The organism is Delftia sp. 11MD, from assembly GCF_050907895.1.
Classification (GTDB): domain Bacteria; phylum Pseudomonadota; class Gammaproteobacteria; order Burkholderiales; family Burkholderiaceae_C; genus Comamonas; species Comamonas tsuruhatensis.
This window is the reverse complement of record NZ_CP194333.1, coordinates 4,538,693-4,555,000: the sequence shown is the minus strand read 5'-3', so window position 1 is coordinate 4,555,000 and position 16,308 is coordinate 4,538,693. Positions and strand designations below refer to the sequence as shown.

12 protein-coding genes and 2 rRNA genes are annotated in these 16,308 nt (G+C 65.2%); 11 read left to right on the top strand and 3 right to left on the bottom strand.

Features of this window, described 5'->3' with window-relative positions:
* Nucleotides 1–8 precede the first annotated feature (8 nt).
* From ACRSCF_RS20910 to ACRSCF_RS20890, 5 genes are all read left to right on the top strand, one after another.
* A 23S ribosomal RNA gene (locus ACRSCF_RS20910) occupies nt 9–2,879 on the top strand.
* Nucleotides 2,880–3,005: 126 nt separating this feature from the next.
* Nucleotides 3,006–3,118: ribosomal RNA gene (gene rrf, locus ACRSCF_RS20905) — 5S ribosomal RNA — on the top strand.
* Nucleotides 3,119–3,244: 126 nt separating this feature from the next.
* Entirely contained in the window at nt 3,245–3,988 is a 744-nt protein-coding gene (locus ACRSCF_RS20900) for a 16S rRNA pseudouridine(516) synthase (protein WP_016454025.1), read from the top strand.
* Between the two features lie 19 nt (nt 3,989–4,007).
* Nucleotides 4,008–5,417, top strand: coding sequence for a guanine deaminase (gene guaD, locus ACRSCF_RS20895; RefSeq protein ID WP_043792972.1), 1,410 nt, complete (start codon nt 4,008–4,010; stop codon nt 5,415–5,417).
* A gap of 47 nt (nt 5,418–5,464) precedes the next feature.
* Nucleotides 5,465–6,838 (top strand): uracil-xanthine permease family protein, encoded by a 1,374-nt coding sequence (locus ACRSCF_RS20890; RefSeq protein ID WP_016449645.1) that lies wholly within the window; start codon nt 5,465–5,467, stop codon nt 6,836–6,838.
* Nucleotides 6,839–6,939: 101 nt separating this feature from the next.
* Here the strand turns inward: ACRSCF_RS20890 and ACRSCF_RS20885 are convergent, their stop codons facing one another.
* From ACRSCF_RS20885 to ACRSCF_RS20875, 3 genes are read right to left on the bottom strand one after another with little or no spacing between them, the layout of a single operon-like run.
* Nucleotides 6,940–7,389 carry an RNA-binding S4 domain-containing protein gene (locus ACRSCF_RS20885; protein WP_016449644.1) on the bottom strand — a complete coding sequence of 150 codons (450 nt, stop codon included), beginning with the start codon at nt 7,387–7,389 and terminating at the stop codon, nt 6,940–6,942.
* A 4-nt stretch (nt 7,390–7,393) separates the two neighbouring features.
* Entirely contained in the window at nt 7,394–8,881 is a 1,488-nt protein-coding gene (locus ACRSCF_RS20880; protein ID WP_016449643.1) for a sensor histidine kinase, read from the bottom strand.
* A 25-nt stretch (nt 8,882–8,906) separates the two neighbouring features.
* A complete protein-coding gene (locus ACRSCF_RS20875; protein WP_016449642.1) occupies nt 8,907–9,629 on the bottom strand; it encodes a response regulator transcription factor in 723 nt (240 codons plus the stop codon).
* A 100-nt stretch (nt 9,630–9,729) separates the two neighbouring features.
* Here ACRSCF_RS20875 and ACRSCF_RS20870 point away from each other — a divergent pair, with 100 nt between their 5' ends.
* The 6 genes from ACRSCF_RS20870 (at nt 9,730) to ACRSCF_RS20845 (ending at nt 16,164) form a co-directional block, all read left to right on the top strand.
* On the top strand, nt 9,730–10,689 hold the full coding sequence (locus ACRSCF_RS20870; protein ID WP_016449641.1) for a Bug family tripartite tricarboxylate transporter substrate binding protein: 960 nt from the start codon (nt 9,730–9,732) through the stop codon (nt 10,687–10,689).
* A gap of 217 nt (nt 10,690–10,906) precedes the next feature.
* On the top strand, nt 10,907–11,476 hold the full coding sequence (locus ACRSCF_RS20865) for a tripartite tricarboxylate transporter TctB family protein (protein WP_016454030.1): 570 nt from the start codon (nt 10,907–10,909) through the stop codon (nt 11,474–11,476).
* Nucleotides 11,476–12,990: a tripartite tricarboxylate transporter permease gene (locus ACRSCF_RS20860; protein ID WP_016449639.1), complete on the top strand. Its 1,515-nt coding sequence runs from the start codon at nt 11,476–11,478 to the stop codon at nt 12,988–12,990. Before ACRSCF_RS20865 ends, ACRSCF_RS20860 begins: the two co-directional genes overlap by 1 nt.
* A gap of 200 nt (nt 12,991–13,190) precedes the next feature.
* Nucleotides 13,191–14,495 (top strand): SGNH/GDSL hydrolase family protein, encoded by a 1,305-nt coding sequence (locus ACRSCF_RS20855; RefSeq protein WP_034368122.1) that lies wholly within the window; start codon nt 13,191–13,193, stop codon nt 14,493–14,495.
* Nucleotides 14,496–14,598: 103 nt separating this feature from the next.
* Nucleotides 14,599–15,117 (top strand): sigma-70 family RNA polymerase sigma factor, encoded by a 519-nt coding sequence (locus ACRSCF_RS20850; RefSeq protein ID WP_244386519.1) that lies wholly within the window; start codon nt 14,599–14,601, stop codon nt 15,115–15,117.
* Nucleotides 15,118–15,126: 9 nt separating this feature from the next.
* On the top strand, nt 15,127–16,164 hold the full coding sequence (locus tag ACRSCF_RS20845) for a FecR domain-containing protein (protein ID WP_034368135.1): 1,038 nt from the start codon (nt 15,127–15,129) through the stop codon (nt 16,162–16,164).
* The last annotated feature ends 144 nt before the right edge of the window (nt 16,165–16,308 follow it).

Sequence of the window (16,308 nt, the reverse complement as noted above, 5' to 3'; positions counted from 1 at the left end):
AGTTATAGGGTCAAGTGACTAAGAGCATGTGGTGGATGCCTTGGCGATGATAGGCGACGAAAGACGTGATAGCCTGCGATAAGCTTCGGGGAGCTGGCAAATAAGCTTTGATCCGGAGATTTCTGAATGGGGAAACCCACCCGCAAGGGTATCGCATACTGAATACATAGGTATGCGAGGCGAACCTGGAGAACTGAAACATCTAAGTACCCAGAGGAAAAGACATCAACCGAGATTCCGAAAGTAGTGGCGAGCGAAATCGGAACAGCCTTCTAGTGATAGTCAGACGGTTAACAAAACGGAATGGAAAGTCCGGCCATAGTAGGTGATAGCCCTGTATGTGAAAACCGACTGGTGGTACTGAGCTAGAGAAAAGTAGGGCGGGGCACGAGAAACCCTGTCTGAATATGGGGGGACCATCCTCCAAGGCTAAATACTCATCATCGACCGATAGTGAACCAGTACCGTGAGGGAAAGGCGAAAAGAACCCCGGGAGGGAGTGAAATAGATCCTGAAACCGCATGCTTACAAAAAGTAGGAGCCCGCAAGGGTGACTGCGTACCTTTGTATAATGGGTCAGCGACTTACATTCAGTGGCAAGGTTAACCGAATAGGGGAGCCGTAGAGAAATCGAGTCCGAATAGGGCGTCCAGTCGCTGGGTGTAGACCCGAAACCAAGTGATCTATCCATGGCCAGGATGAAGGTGCCGTAACAGGTACTGGAGGTCCGAACCGACTAGTGTTGCAAAACTAGCGGATGAGCTGTGGATAGGGGTGAAAGGCTAAACAAACTTGGAAATAGCTGGTTCTCTCCGAAAACTATTTAGGTAGTGCCTCAAGTATTACCTGCGGGGTAGAGCACTGTTTAGGCTAGGGGTCATGGCGACTTACCAAACCTATGCAAACTCCGAATACCGCAGAGTACAGCTTGGGAGACAGAGCACCGGGTGCTAACGTCCGGACTCAAGAGGGAAACAACCCAGACCGCCAGCTAAGGTCCCTAAAATTGGCTAAGTGGGAAACGAAGTGGGAAGGCTAAAACAGTCAGGATGTTGGCTTAGAAGCAGCCATCATTTAAAGAAAGCGTAATAGCTCACTGATCGAGTCGTCCTGCGCGGAAGATGTAACGGGGCTAAGCCAGTTACCGAAGCTGCGGATTTGCAATTTATTGCAAGTGGTAGGAGAGCGTTCTGTAAGCCTGTGAAGGTGCCTGGTAACGGGTGCTGGAGGTATCAGAAGTGCGAATGCTGACATGAGTAGCGTTAAAGGGGGTGAAAAGCCCCCTCGCCGTAAGCGCAAGGTTTCCTACGCAACGTTCATCGGCGTAGGGTGAGTCGGCCCCTAAGGCGAGGCAGAGATGCGTAGCTGATGGGAAACAGGTCAATATTCCTGTACCGATGTGTAGTGCGATGTGGGGACGGAGAAGGTTAGCTCAGCCAACTGTTGGATATGTTGGTTCAAGCCTGTAGTCGTGCCTGGTAGGCAAATCCGCCGGGCTTAGATGAGGGTGATAACGAGTCTGCTTGCAGACGAAGTGAGTGATACCCTGCTTCCAGGAAAAGCCACTAAGCTTCAGCTACACACGACCGTACCGCAAACCGACACTGGTGCGCGAGATGAGTATTCTAAGGCGCTTGAGAGAACTCTGGAGAAGGAACTCGGCAAATTGATACCGTAACTTCGGGAGAAGGTATGCCGCAAGTAGGTGAACTTGTACAAAGGGAGCCCAAAGCGGTTGCAAAAAATCGGTGGCTGCGACTGTTTAATAAAAACACAGCACTCTGCAAACACGAAAGTGGACGTATAGGGTGTGACGCCTGCCCGGTGCTGGAAGATTAAATGATGGGGTGCAAGCTCTTGATTGAAGTCCCAGTAAACGGCGGCCGTAACTATAACGGTCCTAAGGTAGCGAAATTCCTTGTCGGGTAAGTTCCGACCTGCACGAATGGCGTAACGATGGCCACACTGTCTCCTCCAGAGACTCAGCGAAGTTGAAATGTTTGTGATGATGCAATCTCCCCGCGGAAAGACGGAAAGACCCCATGAACCTTTACTGTAGCTTTGTATTGGATTTTGAACGGATCTGTGTAGGATAGGTGGGAGGCTTTGAAGTGAGGACGCTAGTTCTCATGGAGCCGACGTTGAAATACCACCCTGGTGCGTTTGAGGTTCTAACCCAGGTCCCTTATCGGGATCGGGGACAGTGCATGGTAGGCAGTTTGACTGGGGCGGTCTCCTCCCAAAGCGTAACGGAGGAGTTCGAAGGTACGCTAGTTACGGTCGGACATCGTGACGATAGTGCAATGGCATAAGCGTGCTTAACTGCGAGACTGACAAGTCGAGCAGATGCGAAAGCAGGACATAGTGATCCGGTGGTTCTGTATGGAAGGGCCATCGCTCAACGGATAAAAGGTACTCTGGGGATAACAGGCTGATACCGCCCAAGAGTTCATATCGACGGCGGTGTTTGGCACCTCGATGTCGGCTCATCTCATCCTGGGGCTGTAGTCGGTCCCAAGGGTATGGCTGTTCGCCATTTAAAGAGGTACGTGAGCTGGGTTTAAAACGTCGTGAGACAGTTTGGTCCCTATCTTCCGTGGGCGCTGCAGATTTGAGGAAGCCTGCTCCTAGTACGAGAGGACCGGAGTGGACACACCTCTGGTGTATCGGTTGTCACGCCAGTGGCATTGCCGAGTAGCTAAGTGTGGAAGAGATAACCGCTGAAAGCATCTAAGCGGGAAACTCGTTTCAAGATGAGATCTGCCGGGGCCTTGAGCCCCCTGAAGAGTCGTTCAAGACCAGGACGTTGATAGGCTGGGTGTGGAAGCGCAGTAATGCGTTAAGCTAACCAGTACTAATTGCTCGTGAGGCTTGACCCTATAACTTTGATGACGTTGATCATCAAGGTGGTTATGCCAAGTAAGGCGCAGTCAAAATACAAAGCTGATTACAGACTCTATGAATTCGTTGTGTTGCTCGCAAGAGCAGCATGACAACAAGTTATGCCTGATGACCATAGCAAGTTGGTACCACTCCTTCCCATCCCGAACAGGACAGTGAAACGACTTTGCGCCGATGATAGTGCGGGTTCCCGTGTGAAAGTAGGTCATCGTCAGGCTCTTACAGCCCAAGAAACCCCGTAGCCCAAAGCTACGGGGTTTTTTGCTTGTTTGCGCAGAATACCTGTTCCGGCCCTGCGCGATGTGCGTGCGCCATGGTGGGTGCGCCGGCTTGAAAGACCAACATGCAACTGCAAGACATTCTGTATTCCCAAGGCTTCGGTATCCGCCGCGTGTGCTCGGGCCTGGTCCAGCAGGGCTGGGTGGAACTGTGGGACACCGAGGCCAACGACTGGGTGCGTTGCCTCGACTCCACGCAGGACATCGATCCTGAAGGCCTGCGCTATCGCGTACAGGGCGTGGAGTGGGCCTATCACGCGCTGGGCTATGTGCTGCTGCACAAGCCGGCGGGCACGGAGTGCTCGCAAAAGCCTTCAACCTATCCGAGCATTTACTCGCTTTTGCCCATGCCGTTGCGCCAGCGCCCGAACAAGGGTGCCGTGCAGGGCGTGCAGGCCGTGGGCCGGCTGGACCAGGACACGACGGGCCTGCTGCTGCTCAGCGATGATGGCCAGTTCATCCACCGCATGAGTTCGCCCAAGAAGCACGTGCCCAAGGTCTACCGTGTGACCACCAAGCATGCCGTGGATGCGCGGCAGGTGCAGCGCCTGCTGGAGGGCGTGGTGCTCGATGACGACCCCAAGCCCGTCAAGGCGGCTGCCTGCGAGCAGGTGAGCGAGCATGTGCTGGACCTCACGCTGACCGAGGGCAAGTACCACCAGGTCAAGCGCATGATCGCCGCCGTTGGCAACCGCGTTGAAGGCCTGCACCGCTGGAAGATTGGCGAGTTGGAGCTCACCGAGGACCTGCAGCCGGGCCAGTGGCGCTGGCTGTCGGTCGAGGACCTGGCCAAGCTCAAGGCCAAGTGAAGCTCTCTTGTCGTTTCCCATGATGAATTCCTCTGAGCCGCGCCCAGGCTGGGCCCTGCTGTGCACGGCCTTCGATGCCCCCACGCCGTACGCACTGCGCATCCGGCAGGACGTGCTGATCGTGGTGGATGGCCGCGGCATGATCGACGCCGTGCTGGAGCGGAACGACCCTCGGCGCACGACCCTGGAGGCCTTGCATGCGGCAGCGGGCACGCTGAAGCGCCTGCCCGAGGGCCAGTACCTTTTGCCCGGCATGGTGGACCTGCATGTGCATGCGCCGCAGTGGCCGCAAAGCGGCAAGGCCCTGGATGTGCCGCTGGAAACCTGGCTGCAGGAGTACACCTTTCCCCTGGAAGCGCGCTACGGCGATGCCGGCTTTGCCACTTCGGTGTACGACAGCGTGGTGCGTACGCTGCTGGCCAATGGCACGACGACGGCCATGTACTTCGGCACCATCCACGCCGTGGGCAACCAGGTGCTGGCCGAACGCTGCCTGGCCCTGGGCCAGCGCGCCCTGGTCGGCAAGGTGGCCATGGACGAGCCGTCGCAATGCCCTTCGTTCTACAAGGACGCTAGTGCCGCCGAAGGCATTGCCGAGACGGCGCGCTTCATCGACTGGCTGCGCCAGCATCCGGACAACGCGCAGCAGCGCGTGCTACCGGTGATCACGCCGCGCTTCATTCCTTCGTGCACCGACGAGCTGCTGCGCGGCCTGGGCGACCTGGCTGGACGCACCGGCGCCCATGTGCAAACCCATTGCTCCGAGAGCGACTGGGCCCACGCCCATGTGCTGGAACGCCAGGGCCGCACCGATGCGCATGCGCTGCATGATTTCGGCCTGCTCACGCGCCGCACGGTCGTGGCCCATGCCAACTTCCTCACGGCCGATGACGTGGCGCTGATGGCGCGCACGGGCGCCTCGGTGGCGCATTGCCCTCTGTCCAACTTCTATTTCGCCAACAGCGTTTTCCCCGCGCGCAGCGGCCGTGAGCAGGGCCTGGGCATGGGGCTGGCCACGGACATTTCGGGGGGCTACAGCCCCAGCATGTTCGACGCCTGCCGCCATGCCATGACAGCCTCGCTGGCCTTGCACGAAGGCGTGGATCCGGCGCAGACGGCCGCCCGGCGCGGCAGGGCGGGGCAGGGCGTGCAGGCCCGCATCGACCACGTCTTTGCACTATGGCTGGCCACGGCGGCGGGTGGCGATGCGCTGGACCTTCCCATTGGCCGCATCGAGCCCGGCCATGCCATGGATGCCCTGGCCGTCGACTGCCTGGCGCCGGACTCCAATGTGCAGATCTGGCCCGAGCAGGACGGCCCGGCCGACATCCTGCAGAAGATCATCCACCATGCCACGCGTGCCAATGTGGCCTGCACCTGGGTGCAGGGCGCGTGCGTGCACCGGCGCCAGGCGGCCAGCCCCGCCTGAAGACCGGCTGCGTTTGCGCACTGGCTGTTTCCCGCGTTTTCCGCTCCATGACCGAACCGACCTCCTCCTACGAAGGGCGCCTGATCGCCCGCCCTGACGACCGCGTCACGCTCTCCCAGGCCCTGTTGCTGGGCCTGCAGCATGTGATGGCCATGGACGTGTATGTCGTGCCCTTCATCATTGCCTCGGCCCTGGCGCTGTCGCAGGCCGACGCGGCGTCCATGATCCAGTCCACCTTCCTCGCAGCGGGACTGGGCACGCTGATCCAGACGGCCTGGTGCATGCGCATGCCCGTGGCACAAGGGCCTTCCTACATTCCCCTGGGTGCCATCCTGGCCGTGGCCTTTGGCGCGGGCGGCGGCTTCGGCGGCATGGGAGCGGTCTATGGCGCGCTGATTCCGGGCGCGCTCATCGTCATCGCGCTGGGTGCGCTGGGCTGGTTCCACCGCGTGATCCGCTGGCTGGTGCCTCCCATCGTCGGCGGCACCATCATCCTCGTGGTGGGGCTGTCGCTGCTGCCGATTGCGCTGAGCGCCAACGTGTTCGCGGTCCACGGCGGCATGACGGTCAACCAGTCCATCGCGCTGGCATCGGTATCGGCGGCGCTGCTGATTGCGGCCATGATGCTGGGCCTGCGCTTCGACAACCGGCTGGGCCGCTGGATGCGCCTGTCGTCGGTGATCATCGCGCTGGCTGGCGGCACGGCCGTCGCCTGGGGCATGGGGCTGTTTGCCTGGCAGCCCATTGCCGATGCGCCCTGGCTCACGCTGCCCAAGCTGGCGGGCATCGACTATCCGCTGCAGTTCTCGCTGCCCGCCGTGCTCACCTTCGTCGTGATCTACCTCGTGGTCATGGCGGAGACCACGGGCACGTGGTTCGCGGTCTCGGCCGTGATCAACCAGCCCATCACCAGCCGCCAGCTGGACCGTGGCGCCGTGGGCGAAGGCCTGAGCTGCAGCGTGGCCGCGCTGATAGGTGCCACGCCGGTCACCGGCTACTCCACCAACGCCGGCGTGATCTCCATCACCGGCGTGGCCAGCCGCATGGTTTTCATTGCAGCCGGCCTGGTGCTGGCCTGCCTGGGCTTCCTGGGCAAGTTCTCCGCACTGATCGCGGCCATTCCCTCGCCCGTGATCGGCGGCATGTTCGCCGTGGTCTGCGTGACCATTGCCATGGCGGGCATCCGCATCCTGCGCCATGTGCGCCTGGACGAGCGTGCCATGCTGGTGGTGGGCGTGCCCATCATCTGCTCCTTCTTTGCCACCCTGGCCCCCAAGGACTGGGTGCAGACCCTGCCGGACATGCTGCAGTACCTGCTGGGCTCGGCCGTGACCGTGGGCGCCATGGCCGCCATGGTGATGAACCTCATCCTGCCGCGCGCGCAGGATGACGACGCCCCGGCCAGGGACCAGGTGGTCTGAACGCCGCAGGGCCTGCTTCCCGCAAATCCATGCAAAAAAGGCCATGCGCAGTTGTTGCGCATGGCCTTTTTTGCTGGAAGAGGCGGGCAGGGCCGTGCGATTCAGCGCCGGTCCAGATCGTCGATGGAGGCGCTCCAGCGGCTGTCCCAGCTGCCGCGCTCGCGCACCTGGTCGATCTGGCGGCGGTCGCGCTTGGTGGGGCGGCCTTCGTGCTGGCTGGCGATGCTGCTGGCGGGCTCCGGCGCCAGCCGGCGCTGCTCTGCCAGCCGTTCGCGCTCGGCCAGGCTTTCGGCGGTTTCCTCGTACAGGGCCTGGGCCACGGGGGCGGGGCCCCGCATGCCTGAGAGGCCGCGGATGACCACGGTGCGCGGGACCTGGCCCTGGCGCAGGGCCACGGTGTCGCCGCAGCGCACCTCGCGCGCGGGCTTGACCAGGGCTCCGTTGACGGTGACGCGGCCCTTGCCGATTTCCTCCGTCGCCAGGCTGCGCGTCTTGTAGAAGCGCGCGCACCACAGCCATTTGTCCAGACGCATGGATTCGATATCGGTCATGGCGTTATTGTGCGCGCGGCGCGGGGTGCCTGCCAGTGGTCGGCTGCAGCGGAATCGCCACGTGCGCATGCAGTCCGCAGACCAGGCCTTGCCGGTAGATGTTGCGCAGCTCGATGGCGCCGCCCAGCGTCTGCACGATCTCGTGGCAGATGGCCAGCCCCAGGCCCGAGCCGCTGCGCGCATTGCCGGCCGAAAATGGCTGGAACAGCCTCTGCGCCAGCTCGCTGTCTATGCCCGGCCCGCTGTCGCGCAGGCTGAGCACGGCCTGGCTGCCTGCCTGGTGCACGCTGATGTGCAGGCTGCCGGCCGCAGGCATGTGGCGTATGGCGTTGTGCAGCAGGTTGCGCGTGAGCTCGCGCAGCATCCATTCGTGGGCAGGAACGGGGCAGGGCTCCGTGTCTATGGAAAAGTCGATGTCCTGCTCCGCAATCAGCGGCGACAGTTCGATGGCCACGTCGCGCACCACTTCGTCCAGCAGGCTGGGCGCGGGCGATGCGGGCTCGGCGCTGTCTTCCTGGCGCAGCTGCTCGACCTTGGCCAGCGCCAGCATCTGGTTGGCCAGGCGCGTGGCGCGGTCCACGGTGGCGCCGATTTCCTCAAAGGCCTGCTCGGCCGGCACATCGCCGCGCTGGGCCGACTGCAGCTGTGCCTTGAGCACGGCCAGCGGCGTGCGCAGCTGGTGCGACGCGTCGCGCACAAAGCGCTTCTGGTCCGACAGCAGCTGGCGCAGCCGCAGCATGAGCTGGTTGATGGCCTCCAGCAGCGGCTGCAACTCGCGCGGTGCTGAGGGTGCCGACAGCGGGCTCAGGTCGCCGCGCGGGCGCGATCGCAGGTCGCTGCTGAGCCGGCGCACGGGCTGTGTGGCGCGCTGGACGACGAAGATCACGATCAGCGCCACGGCGGCCACCAGCAGGGCCTGCCGCGCCAGCGTGGTGCGCAGGATCTGCAGGGCCAGCGCTTCACGCAGCTCCAGCGTCTCGGCCACCTGGATCACGGCCATGCCGCGCCCCTTGGCGCTGGCCACGGGCTGCAGCAGCACGGCCATGCGCACGGGCCGGCCCCGGAACTGTGCGTCGTAGAAGTCGACCAGGGCCGCGTAGGGCGGGCGCTGGGGAATGACGCCGTGCCACATGGGCAGCTCGCCAAAGCCCGACACCATTTCCCCCTCCAGCGTGGAGACGCGGTAGAACATGCGGCTCTGGTTGTCGGCCTCGAAGATCTCCAGCGCCGAGTAGGGAACGATGGCATGCAGCTGGGCGGACTCGTCATAGCCCGTCACATCCAGCTGCTCGCTGATGCTCTTGGCCGAGGCCAGCAGCGTGCGGTCATAGGCGGTGTTCAGCGCAGCCAGCGTCTGGTGGTACAGGCTCCAGGTATTGAAGCCAATGAACAGAATGACGGGCACGAGAATGCCCGTCAGCAGCTGGCGGCGCAGCGACCAGGGCTGGCGCGTGCGCGCGGGGGCGGGAAGGGGAAGACCGGGGTCGCGCATGGGCTGCGGTGAGTGGTGGAGTGCCTCAGGCCGACTCGGCCTTGAGCAGATAGCCCAGGCCGCGCAGCGTGACCAGCTGCACGCCCGTGCCCGACAGCTTCTTGCGCAACCGGTAGGCGACGACTTCCACGGCTTCGTACTGCACGTCCGACTCGCCGGGAAACACCAGCGCGAACAGGCGCTCCTTGGCCACGGCATGGCCGGGGCGTGCCAGCAGGGCGTGCATCAGGGCCAGCTCGCGCGGCGTCAGCTCCATGATCTCGCCATCGCGGTGGATGGCGCCGCTGGCCTTGTCGTAGCGCAGCGCACCCATGGCGATGGTCTCGGGCGGCGGCTTGGGCGTGAAGCTGTCGCTGCTGCGGCGCAGCAGGGCGCGCAGCCGGGCCTCCAGCTCGTCGAGGTCGAAGGGCTTGGCCAGGTAGTCGTCGGCACCGGCGTTCAGGCCCAGCACGCGGTCGCCCACGGTGCCGCGCGCGGTCAGGATGAGCACGGGCGTGCGCAGGCCCTGGCCGCGCGCACGCTCCAGCACCTGCAGGCCGTCCAGGCCGGGCAGGCTCAGGTCCAGCACCACGGCGTCGGGCTCGCGCACCAGCCACTGCGCCAGGGCCGAGGGGCCGTCGGCCGCCGTCTCCACCTGGATGCCGCGCCGGATCAGCGTGCGCTGCAGCGTGGTGCGCATGGCGTTGTCATCTTCTACGAGCAGCAATTGCATGGGCCGGACGTTAGCACCGGGCGCGATGCAGGCCATCGTGGCGAGAGCGATCTAGGGATTCCCCTAGGGGTTTGGACAGCCATTTGACAGGTAGCGAACCGATCATCGACAGCCTTACAACACAAGGAGTCAAACCATGCGTCGTGATACTTTTCTGAAGTCGCTGGCCGCACTGGCCGCCGCAGGCAGCCTGCCGCTGTCTGCGCAGGCTGCGGCAGCCGTCAAGATGATGCTGCCGGCCAACCCCGGCGGCGGCTGGGACACCACGGGCCGTGCCCTGGGCAAGGCTTTGCAGGACGCTGGTCAGGCTGCTTCCGTCACCTATGACAACAAGGGCGGCGCCGCCGGCGCCATCGGCCTTGCGCAGTTTGTCAACGGCAGCAAGGGCGATCCCAACGCCATGATGGTCATGGGCGCCGTCATGCTGGGCGGCATCATCACGGGCAAGCCGCCCGTGAACCTCACGCAGGCCACGCCGCTGGCCCGCCTGACCAGCGAGTACAACGTCTTCGTGCTGCCCGCCAACTCGCCCTTCAAGAACATGGCCGAGGTGATCGCCCAGCTCAAGAAGGACCCGGGCTCCGTCAAGTGGGGCGGCGGCTCGCGCGGCTCTACCGAGCACATCGCGGCGGCCATGATTGCGCGTGAAGTCGGCGTCGATCCCTCCAAGATCAACTACGTGGCATTCCGTGGAGGCGGCGAGGCGATCTCCGCCATCCTGGGCGGCAACGTCACCGTGGGCGGCAGCGGCTACAGCGAGTTCGCCGAGTACATCGGCACCGGCAAGATGAAGCCCATCGGCGTGACCTCGGGCCAGCGCCTGAAGGGCGTGGACGTGCCCACGCTCAAAGAGCAGGGCATCAACGTGGAGATCGGCAACTGGCGCGGCGTGTACGGCGCGCCCGGCATCACCAAGGCACAGCGCGATGCGCTGGTCGCCATGATCGAGAAGGCCACCAAGAGCAAGGCCTGGGCCGAGGCGCTGCAGAAGAACGACTGGACGCCTGCATGGCTGGCCGGCGATGCCTTCGGCGAGTTCGTGGACCAGGAGTTCGCGAGCCTGCGCGCCACCATGGTCAAGTCCGGCATGGTGTGATCGAGCTGCTGCACCGGCCTCTTGCGGGGTCGGTGCAGCAACAGGCCCGCACTCCTGCGGGCCACGGCAGGCGCCAGTCGCAGCGCCTGCTTCAAGAAGCGGAAGATGCCCGCGCGCCGCGCCAGCGGCTCGCAGGCCCCGGCGGCTTAATTTTTTCCCCACGTCTGCAGCGGTGGCCGGCCCCGGTCGCCGGTCCCGCTGCGGCCAGGAACTGACCATGTCCGAGTCCTCACAACCCAATCCACTTGCCACGGATGCCGCCCAGGCCGATGAGCCCAGCGGCTTTCCCTCGGTACGCGCGCAGACCATCGTCGGCTCCGGCGTGCTGCTTGTCGCCGCAGGCCTGGCCTTCGGCGCGCTGCAAATCCCTGGCGATGCCGGCTACGGCGGCGTCGGCCCCAATTTCCTGCCCTGGCTGTGTGCCTTGGTGCTCGCAGTCTGCGGCGCCTGGCTGGTCTGGGAGGCACGCACGGGCGGCTTTCGCGAAGCCTCTTGCGGGGGCGGCCACCCACGAGCCGACATCGGCGCCTTCGTCTGGGTGTCGACGGGCCTGCTGGTCAATGCCGTGCTGATCGGCACCGTGGGCTTCATCGTCAGCTGCACCGTCTGCTACGTGCTGGCCGTGCAGGGCCTGCGCCGTGCCGGCGGCCAGGCCCAGGCGGGCAAGCCCATCACCTGGGCCAAGGACGTGGTCACCGGGCTGCTGATCTCGGCGCCCGTGTTCTGGGCCTTCACGCAATTCCTGGCGATCAACCTGCCGGGCCTGACTGAGACGGGGTGGCTGTAATGGAAATCTTTGACGCACTGCTGGCGGGCTTTGCCACCGCCATCACTCCGGCCAACCTGCTGTGGGCCCTGGTCGGCTGCGCCCTGGGCACGGCCGTGGGCGTGCTGCCCGGCATCGGACCGGCCGTGGCCGTGGCCATGCTGCTGCCCATCACCGCCAAGGTCGATGTCACCGCCTCGATGATCTTCTTCGCGGGCATCTACTACGGCGCCATGTACGGCGGCTCCACCACCTCCATCCTGCTGAACACTCCCGGGGAGACCGCGAGCATGGTCACGGCCATGGAGGGCAACAAGATGGCCAAGAGCGGCCGCGCGGGCGCCGCGCTGGCCACCTCCGCCATCGGCTCCTTCGTGGCCGGCACCGTGGCCACCGTGGTCGTCACGCTGTTCGCGCCTTCGGTGGCCGACTTCGCCGTCAAGCTGGGCCCGCCCGAGTACTTCATGCTGATGGTGCTGGCGTTCACCACCGTGAGCGCCGTGCTGGGCCAGAGCGCATTGCGCGGCATGACGGCCCTGTTCCTGGGGCTGGCGCTGGGCTGCATCGGCATGGACCAGATCTCGGGCGCTGCGCGCTACACCATGGGCAAGATGGAACTGCTGGACGGCGTGGACATCGTGCTCGTGGCCGTGGGCCTGTTCGCCGTGGCCGAAGTGCTGTACGCCGCCATGTACGAAGGCAAGGTCGTCGATACGCAAAACAAGATGGGCCGCGTGCACATGACCGGCCGTGACTGGAAGCGTTCGTGGCCCGCGTGGCTGCGCGGCACCGTCATCGGCACGCCCTTCGGCTGCATTCCCGCCGGCGGCACCGAGATCCCGACCTTCCTGAGCTATGCCACCGAGAAGAAACTGGCCAAGGGCGAGGACCGTGCGGAGTTCGGCACCAAGGGCGCCATCGAAGGCGTGGCCGGCCCAGAGGCGGCCAACAACGCCACCGTGACCGCCGCGCTGATCCCGCTGCTGACCCTGGGCATTCCCACCAGCAACACCACGGCCGTGCTGCTGGGCGCCTTCCAGAACTACGGCATCAACCCCGGCCCGCAGCTGTTCAGCTCGTCCGCGGCCCTGGTCTGGGCGCTGATCGCCTCGCTGTACATCGGCAACCTGATGCTGCTGGTGCTCAACCTGCCCATGGTGGGCCTGTGGGTCAAGCTGCTCAAGATCCCGCGTCCCCAGCTGTACGCCGGCATCCTGATCTTCGCCACCGTGGGTGCCTACGGCATGCGCCAGAGCGCGTTCGACCTGTTCCTGCTGTACGGCATCGGCGTACTGGGCGTGATCATGCGCCGCTTCGACTTCCCCACCGCGCCCGTGGTGGTGGGCATGATCCTGGGCCCCCTGGCCGAGGCGCAGATGCGCAACGCCGTGTCCATCGGCGAAGGCAGCTGGTGGATCTTCCTGCAGCGCCCCATGTCGCTGACGCTGATCATCATCGTGGCCTGCGTGCTCATCGTGCCGCGCGTGCTCAAGCGCCTGCAGCCCAAGCCCTCGCCGCAGGCCACTGCCGGCTGACGCCAACCCGTTGCTAGCCGGCCCGTCGATGCTACGCATGGCGTCCACGGGCCCCTGACAGCCCCTGCCTTTCGAGGCAGGGGCTTTTTTCGTCAGCTGGTTGATGCCTTCCATTCACAGATGGTGTTCCAGCAGACCGTCTAGTCCCGCGCCGCCCTTGAATCCATGATCCTGCCATCCACAGACATCGGATTCCTTGCATGCGGCAACTTTTTCCATCGCTTTCCACGGCCTCGGGCGCGGCCCTTCTGGCGCTTGTGATTTCCACGCCAGCCATGGCGGATTCAACGGCGCCGGCGGGTTCGGCTGAAGCCTCCCACTGGGCTGCCACGTGGCAGGCCAGCCCGCAGCCGGTCTGGGGGGCGGATTTCCTCTTTCCCACCAATCTGCCCGCTGTGCTGCAGGACCAGACCGTGCGCCAGGTGGCACGCATCAGCCTGGGCGGGCCGCGCCTGCGCATCGTGCTGTCCAACGCCTACGGCGGCCAGCCTGTGACCGTGGGCAGGGCGACCGTGGCAAAGCCGTTGCCGGCAGGCGCCGTCGAGTCCGGCAGCCTGCAGGCCGTGACCTTTGGCGGCAGCGCGCAAGCCACCATTGCCGCAGGCGCATCCCTGGTCAGCGACCCTGTGGCCTTGCCGCTGGCCTCGCTGTCGCAGGTGGCCGTGAGCCTGTACCTGCCCGGTGCCACGCCTGTGCAGAGTTTTCACTGGGATGGGCGTCAGACCGGCTGGATCGTGGCGGGCGACCAGTCCGCGGCTGCGGCGCTGCGGACTTCGGACCCTGGCGCAATCAGCAGCACGGCCCGCCCGCTGTTGGCGGGCATAGAGGTCGAGGCAGAAGCTGCGGCGCCCGTGGTAGCGGTGATGGGCGACTCCATCACCGACGGTGCCACGGCCAGCCTGGACAGGGACAGCCGTTGGCCGGATTTCCTGGCCGCGCGCCTTGCGCCGCACGGCGCGGCGGTGGTCAATGCCGGCATCTCGGGGGCGCGCCTGCTGTCCGATGGCATGGGCGAGCATGCCCTGGCGCGGCTGGAGCGTGATGTGCTGGCCCAGCCCGGTGTGCGCAGCCTCATCGTGCTGCTGGGCATCAACGATATTTCCTGGCCCGGCACGGCCTTTGCGCCGCGGGCGCAGCGCCCCACGCTGCAGGACATGGCGGAGGGCTATCGCCAGCTGGTTGCCAGGGCGCGCAGCCACGGCCTGCGCGTGATCGGCGCCACCTTGCCGCCTTTCGAGGGCGCCTTGCCAGGCACGCCGCTGGACGACTACTACCAGGACGGCAAGGACGACCTGCGGCGGCAGGTGAATGCATGGATACGGTTGGGCGGCGCCTTCGATGCCGTCATCGACTTCGACGCCGTGCTGCGCGACAGCGCCCACCCGGCACGCATGGCGGCGCGCTTCGACTCGGGCGACCACCTGCATCCTGGCGACGAAGGCAACCGCGCCATGGCCAACGCGGTAGACCTGAACGCCATACTGCCCGGCCTGCCGCAGCGCTAGTGCGTCGCGGCGGCGGGGGCTGGCTTCCATATAAAATGCAAATGGTTCTCATTTGTCATGCGTCCCCGGCGTGCCTGCGCCCTGGGGCACAGGGAGGGGTACTGTGGCCGCCGCCAAGTTTGCGCTTCAGCAACAAGTCGAAATTCTCTACACCGATCACCATGGCTGGCTGCGCGGCCTGCTGCGCCGCAAGCTGGGCAATGCCTTTGATGCGGCCGATCTGGCGCACGACGTCTACCTGCAACTGCTGCGCACCGGCCGTGTTCCGCCGGCCGACGAGCACCGCCGCCATCTCACCCAGATCGCCAACGGCCTGGTGATCGACCTGTACCGGCGCCGCCGCGTGGAGGCGGCCTATCTTGAAGCGCTGGCCCTGCTGCCCGAGCAGATGGCGCCCTCCGAAGAAACACGTGCCCTGGCGCTGGAGGCGCTGGTGGAGATCGATGCCGCGCTGAACGGCCTGCCGCCCAAGGCGCGCAAGGCCCTGCTGCTGTGCAAGCTCGACGGCATGGCCTACCGAGATATCGCGGCCGAGCTGGGCGTGTCCGTGTCCTCGGTGGAGAAATACATCGCTGCCGGCCTGCTGGCCTGCTACCAGGCGCTGCACGGCGCCGTGTGCTGAGTGGCCGGCATGTCTTCATCTCCGGCATCGGCCGCGTCAGCCGCATCCACTGACGCCTGCGCAACTGCGTCCGCCAGCGAGCCGCTGGAGCCGGCCATCGTCCAGCGCGCCGCCGAATGGATGGCCCGGCTGTGGGCTGACGACGCCAGCGATGAAGACCGCGCCGCCTGCGCCCGCTGGCGTGCCGAGCATCCGCGGCACGAGCTGGCCTGGAGCCGGCTGCAGGCCTTTGACGACAAGCTGCGCAGCGTGCCCGGCGGCATCGCGCGGCATACGCTGGGGGACACCTCCGCTGCGTCGCCGGCGCCCCGGGGCCGCCGCCGTGCCATGCAGTTGCTGGGCCTCATGGCCACGGCCGGAGGCATTGCCCATGTGGTGCGCGGCACCGATGCATGGCAAATCGCCGCCGCCAGCCATGGCACGGCGCGCGGTGAAGTCCGAGAGATCACGCTGCCGGATGGCACGCAGGTGGTGCTGGCCTCGGCCTCGGCCATCGACCTGCGCTTTGACGAGGCCGAGCGCCTGATCCTGCTGCGCGCCGGCGAAATCCTCGTCACCACCGCGCCCGATCCGCAAAGCACACCCCGCCCGCTGCGCGTGCGCTCGCGCCACGGCACGGTGCAGGCCCTGGGCACGCGCTTCACGCTGCGCCAGGAAGATGAGCAGTCCCGCGTGGCCGTGTTCGAGGGCGCGGTGGAGGTGCGTCCTGCCAGGGCGCCGGGCCAGGTGGTGCGCGTGGATGCGGGGCAGGGCGCCGTCTTCACTGGCGAGCAGGCCCGGGCTCCGGTGCCTGCGCAGGAAAGTGCCGCCGCCTGGGCGCGCGGCGTGCTGGTGGCCGACAACATGCCGCTGGGCGAGCTGGTGGCCGAACTGGCGCGCTACCGCACGGGCCTGCTGCGCTGCGACCCGCAGGTGGCCGGCCTGCGCGTCACGGGCGTGTTCTCGTTGCGCGACACCGACCGCGCCCTGCACAACCTGGCCCTGGGCCTGCCCGTGCAGGTGGTCTCGCGCACGCGCTACTGGGTCACGGTGCAGGCGGCGGGCTGAGGCTTCTTTCATCGCGGCGCCTTACCCGTCTCTCGGAACCCGTTACCGGCTGATTCAACTTTCTGCCCCTGGGGATTGAGGGTTTGGCGTTCTCGTTCGGAAGACAGGCAAGAGCCCTTGTTTTCTGTTCTTTTCTGATCCGCC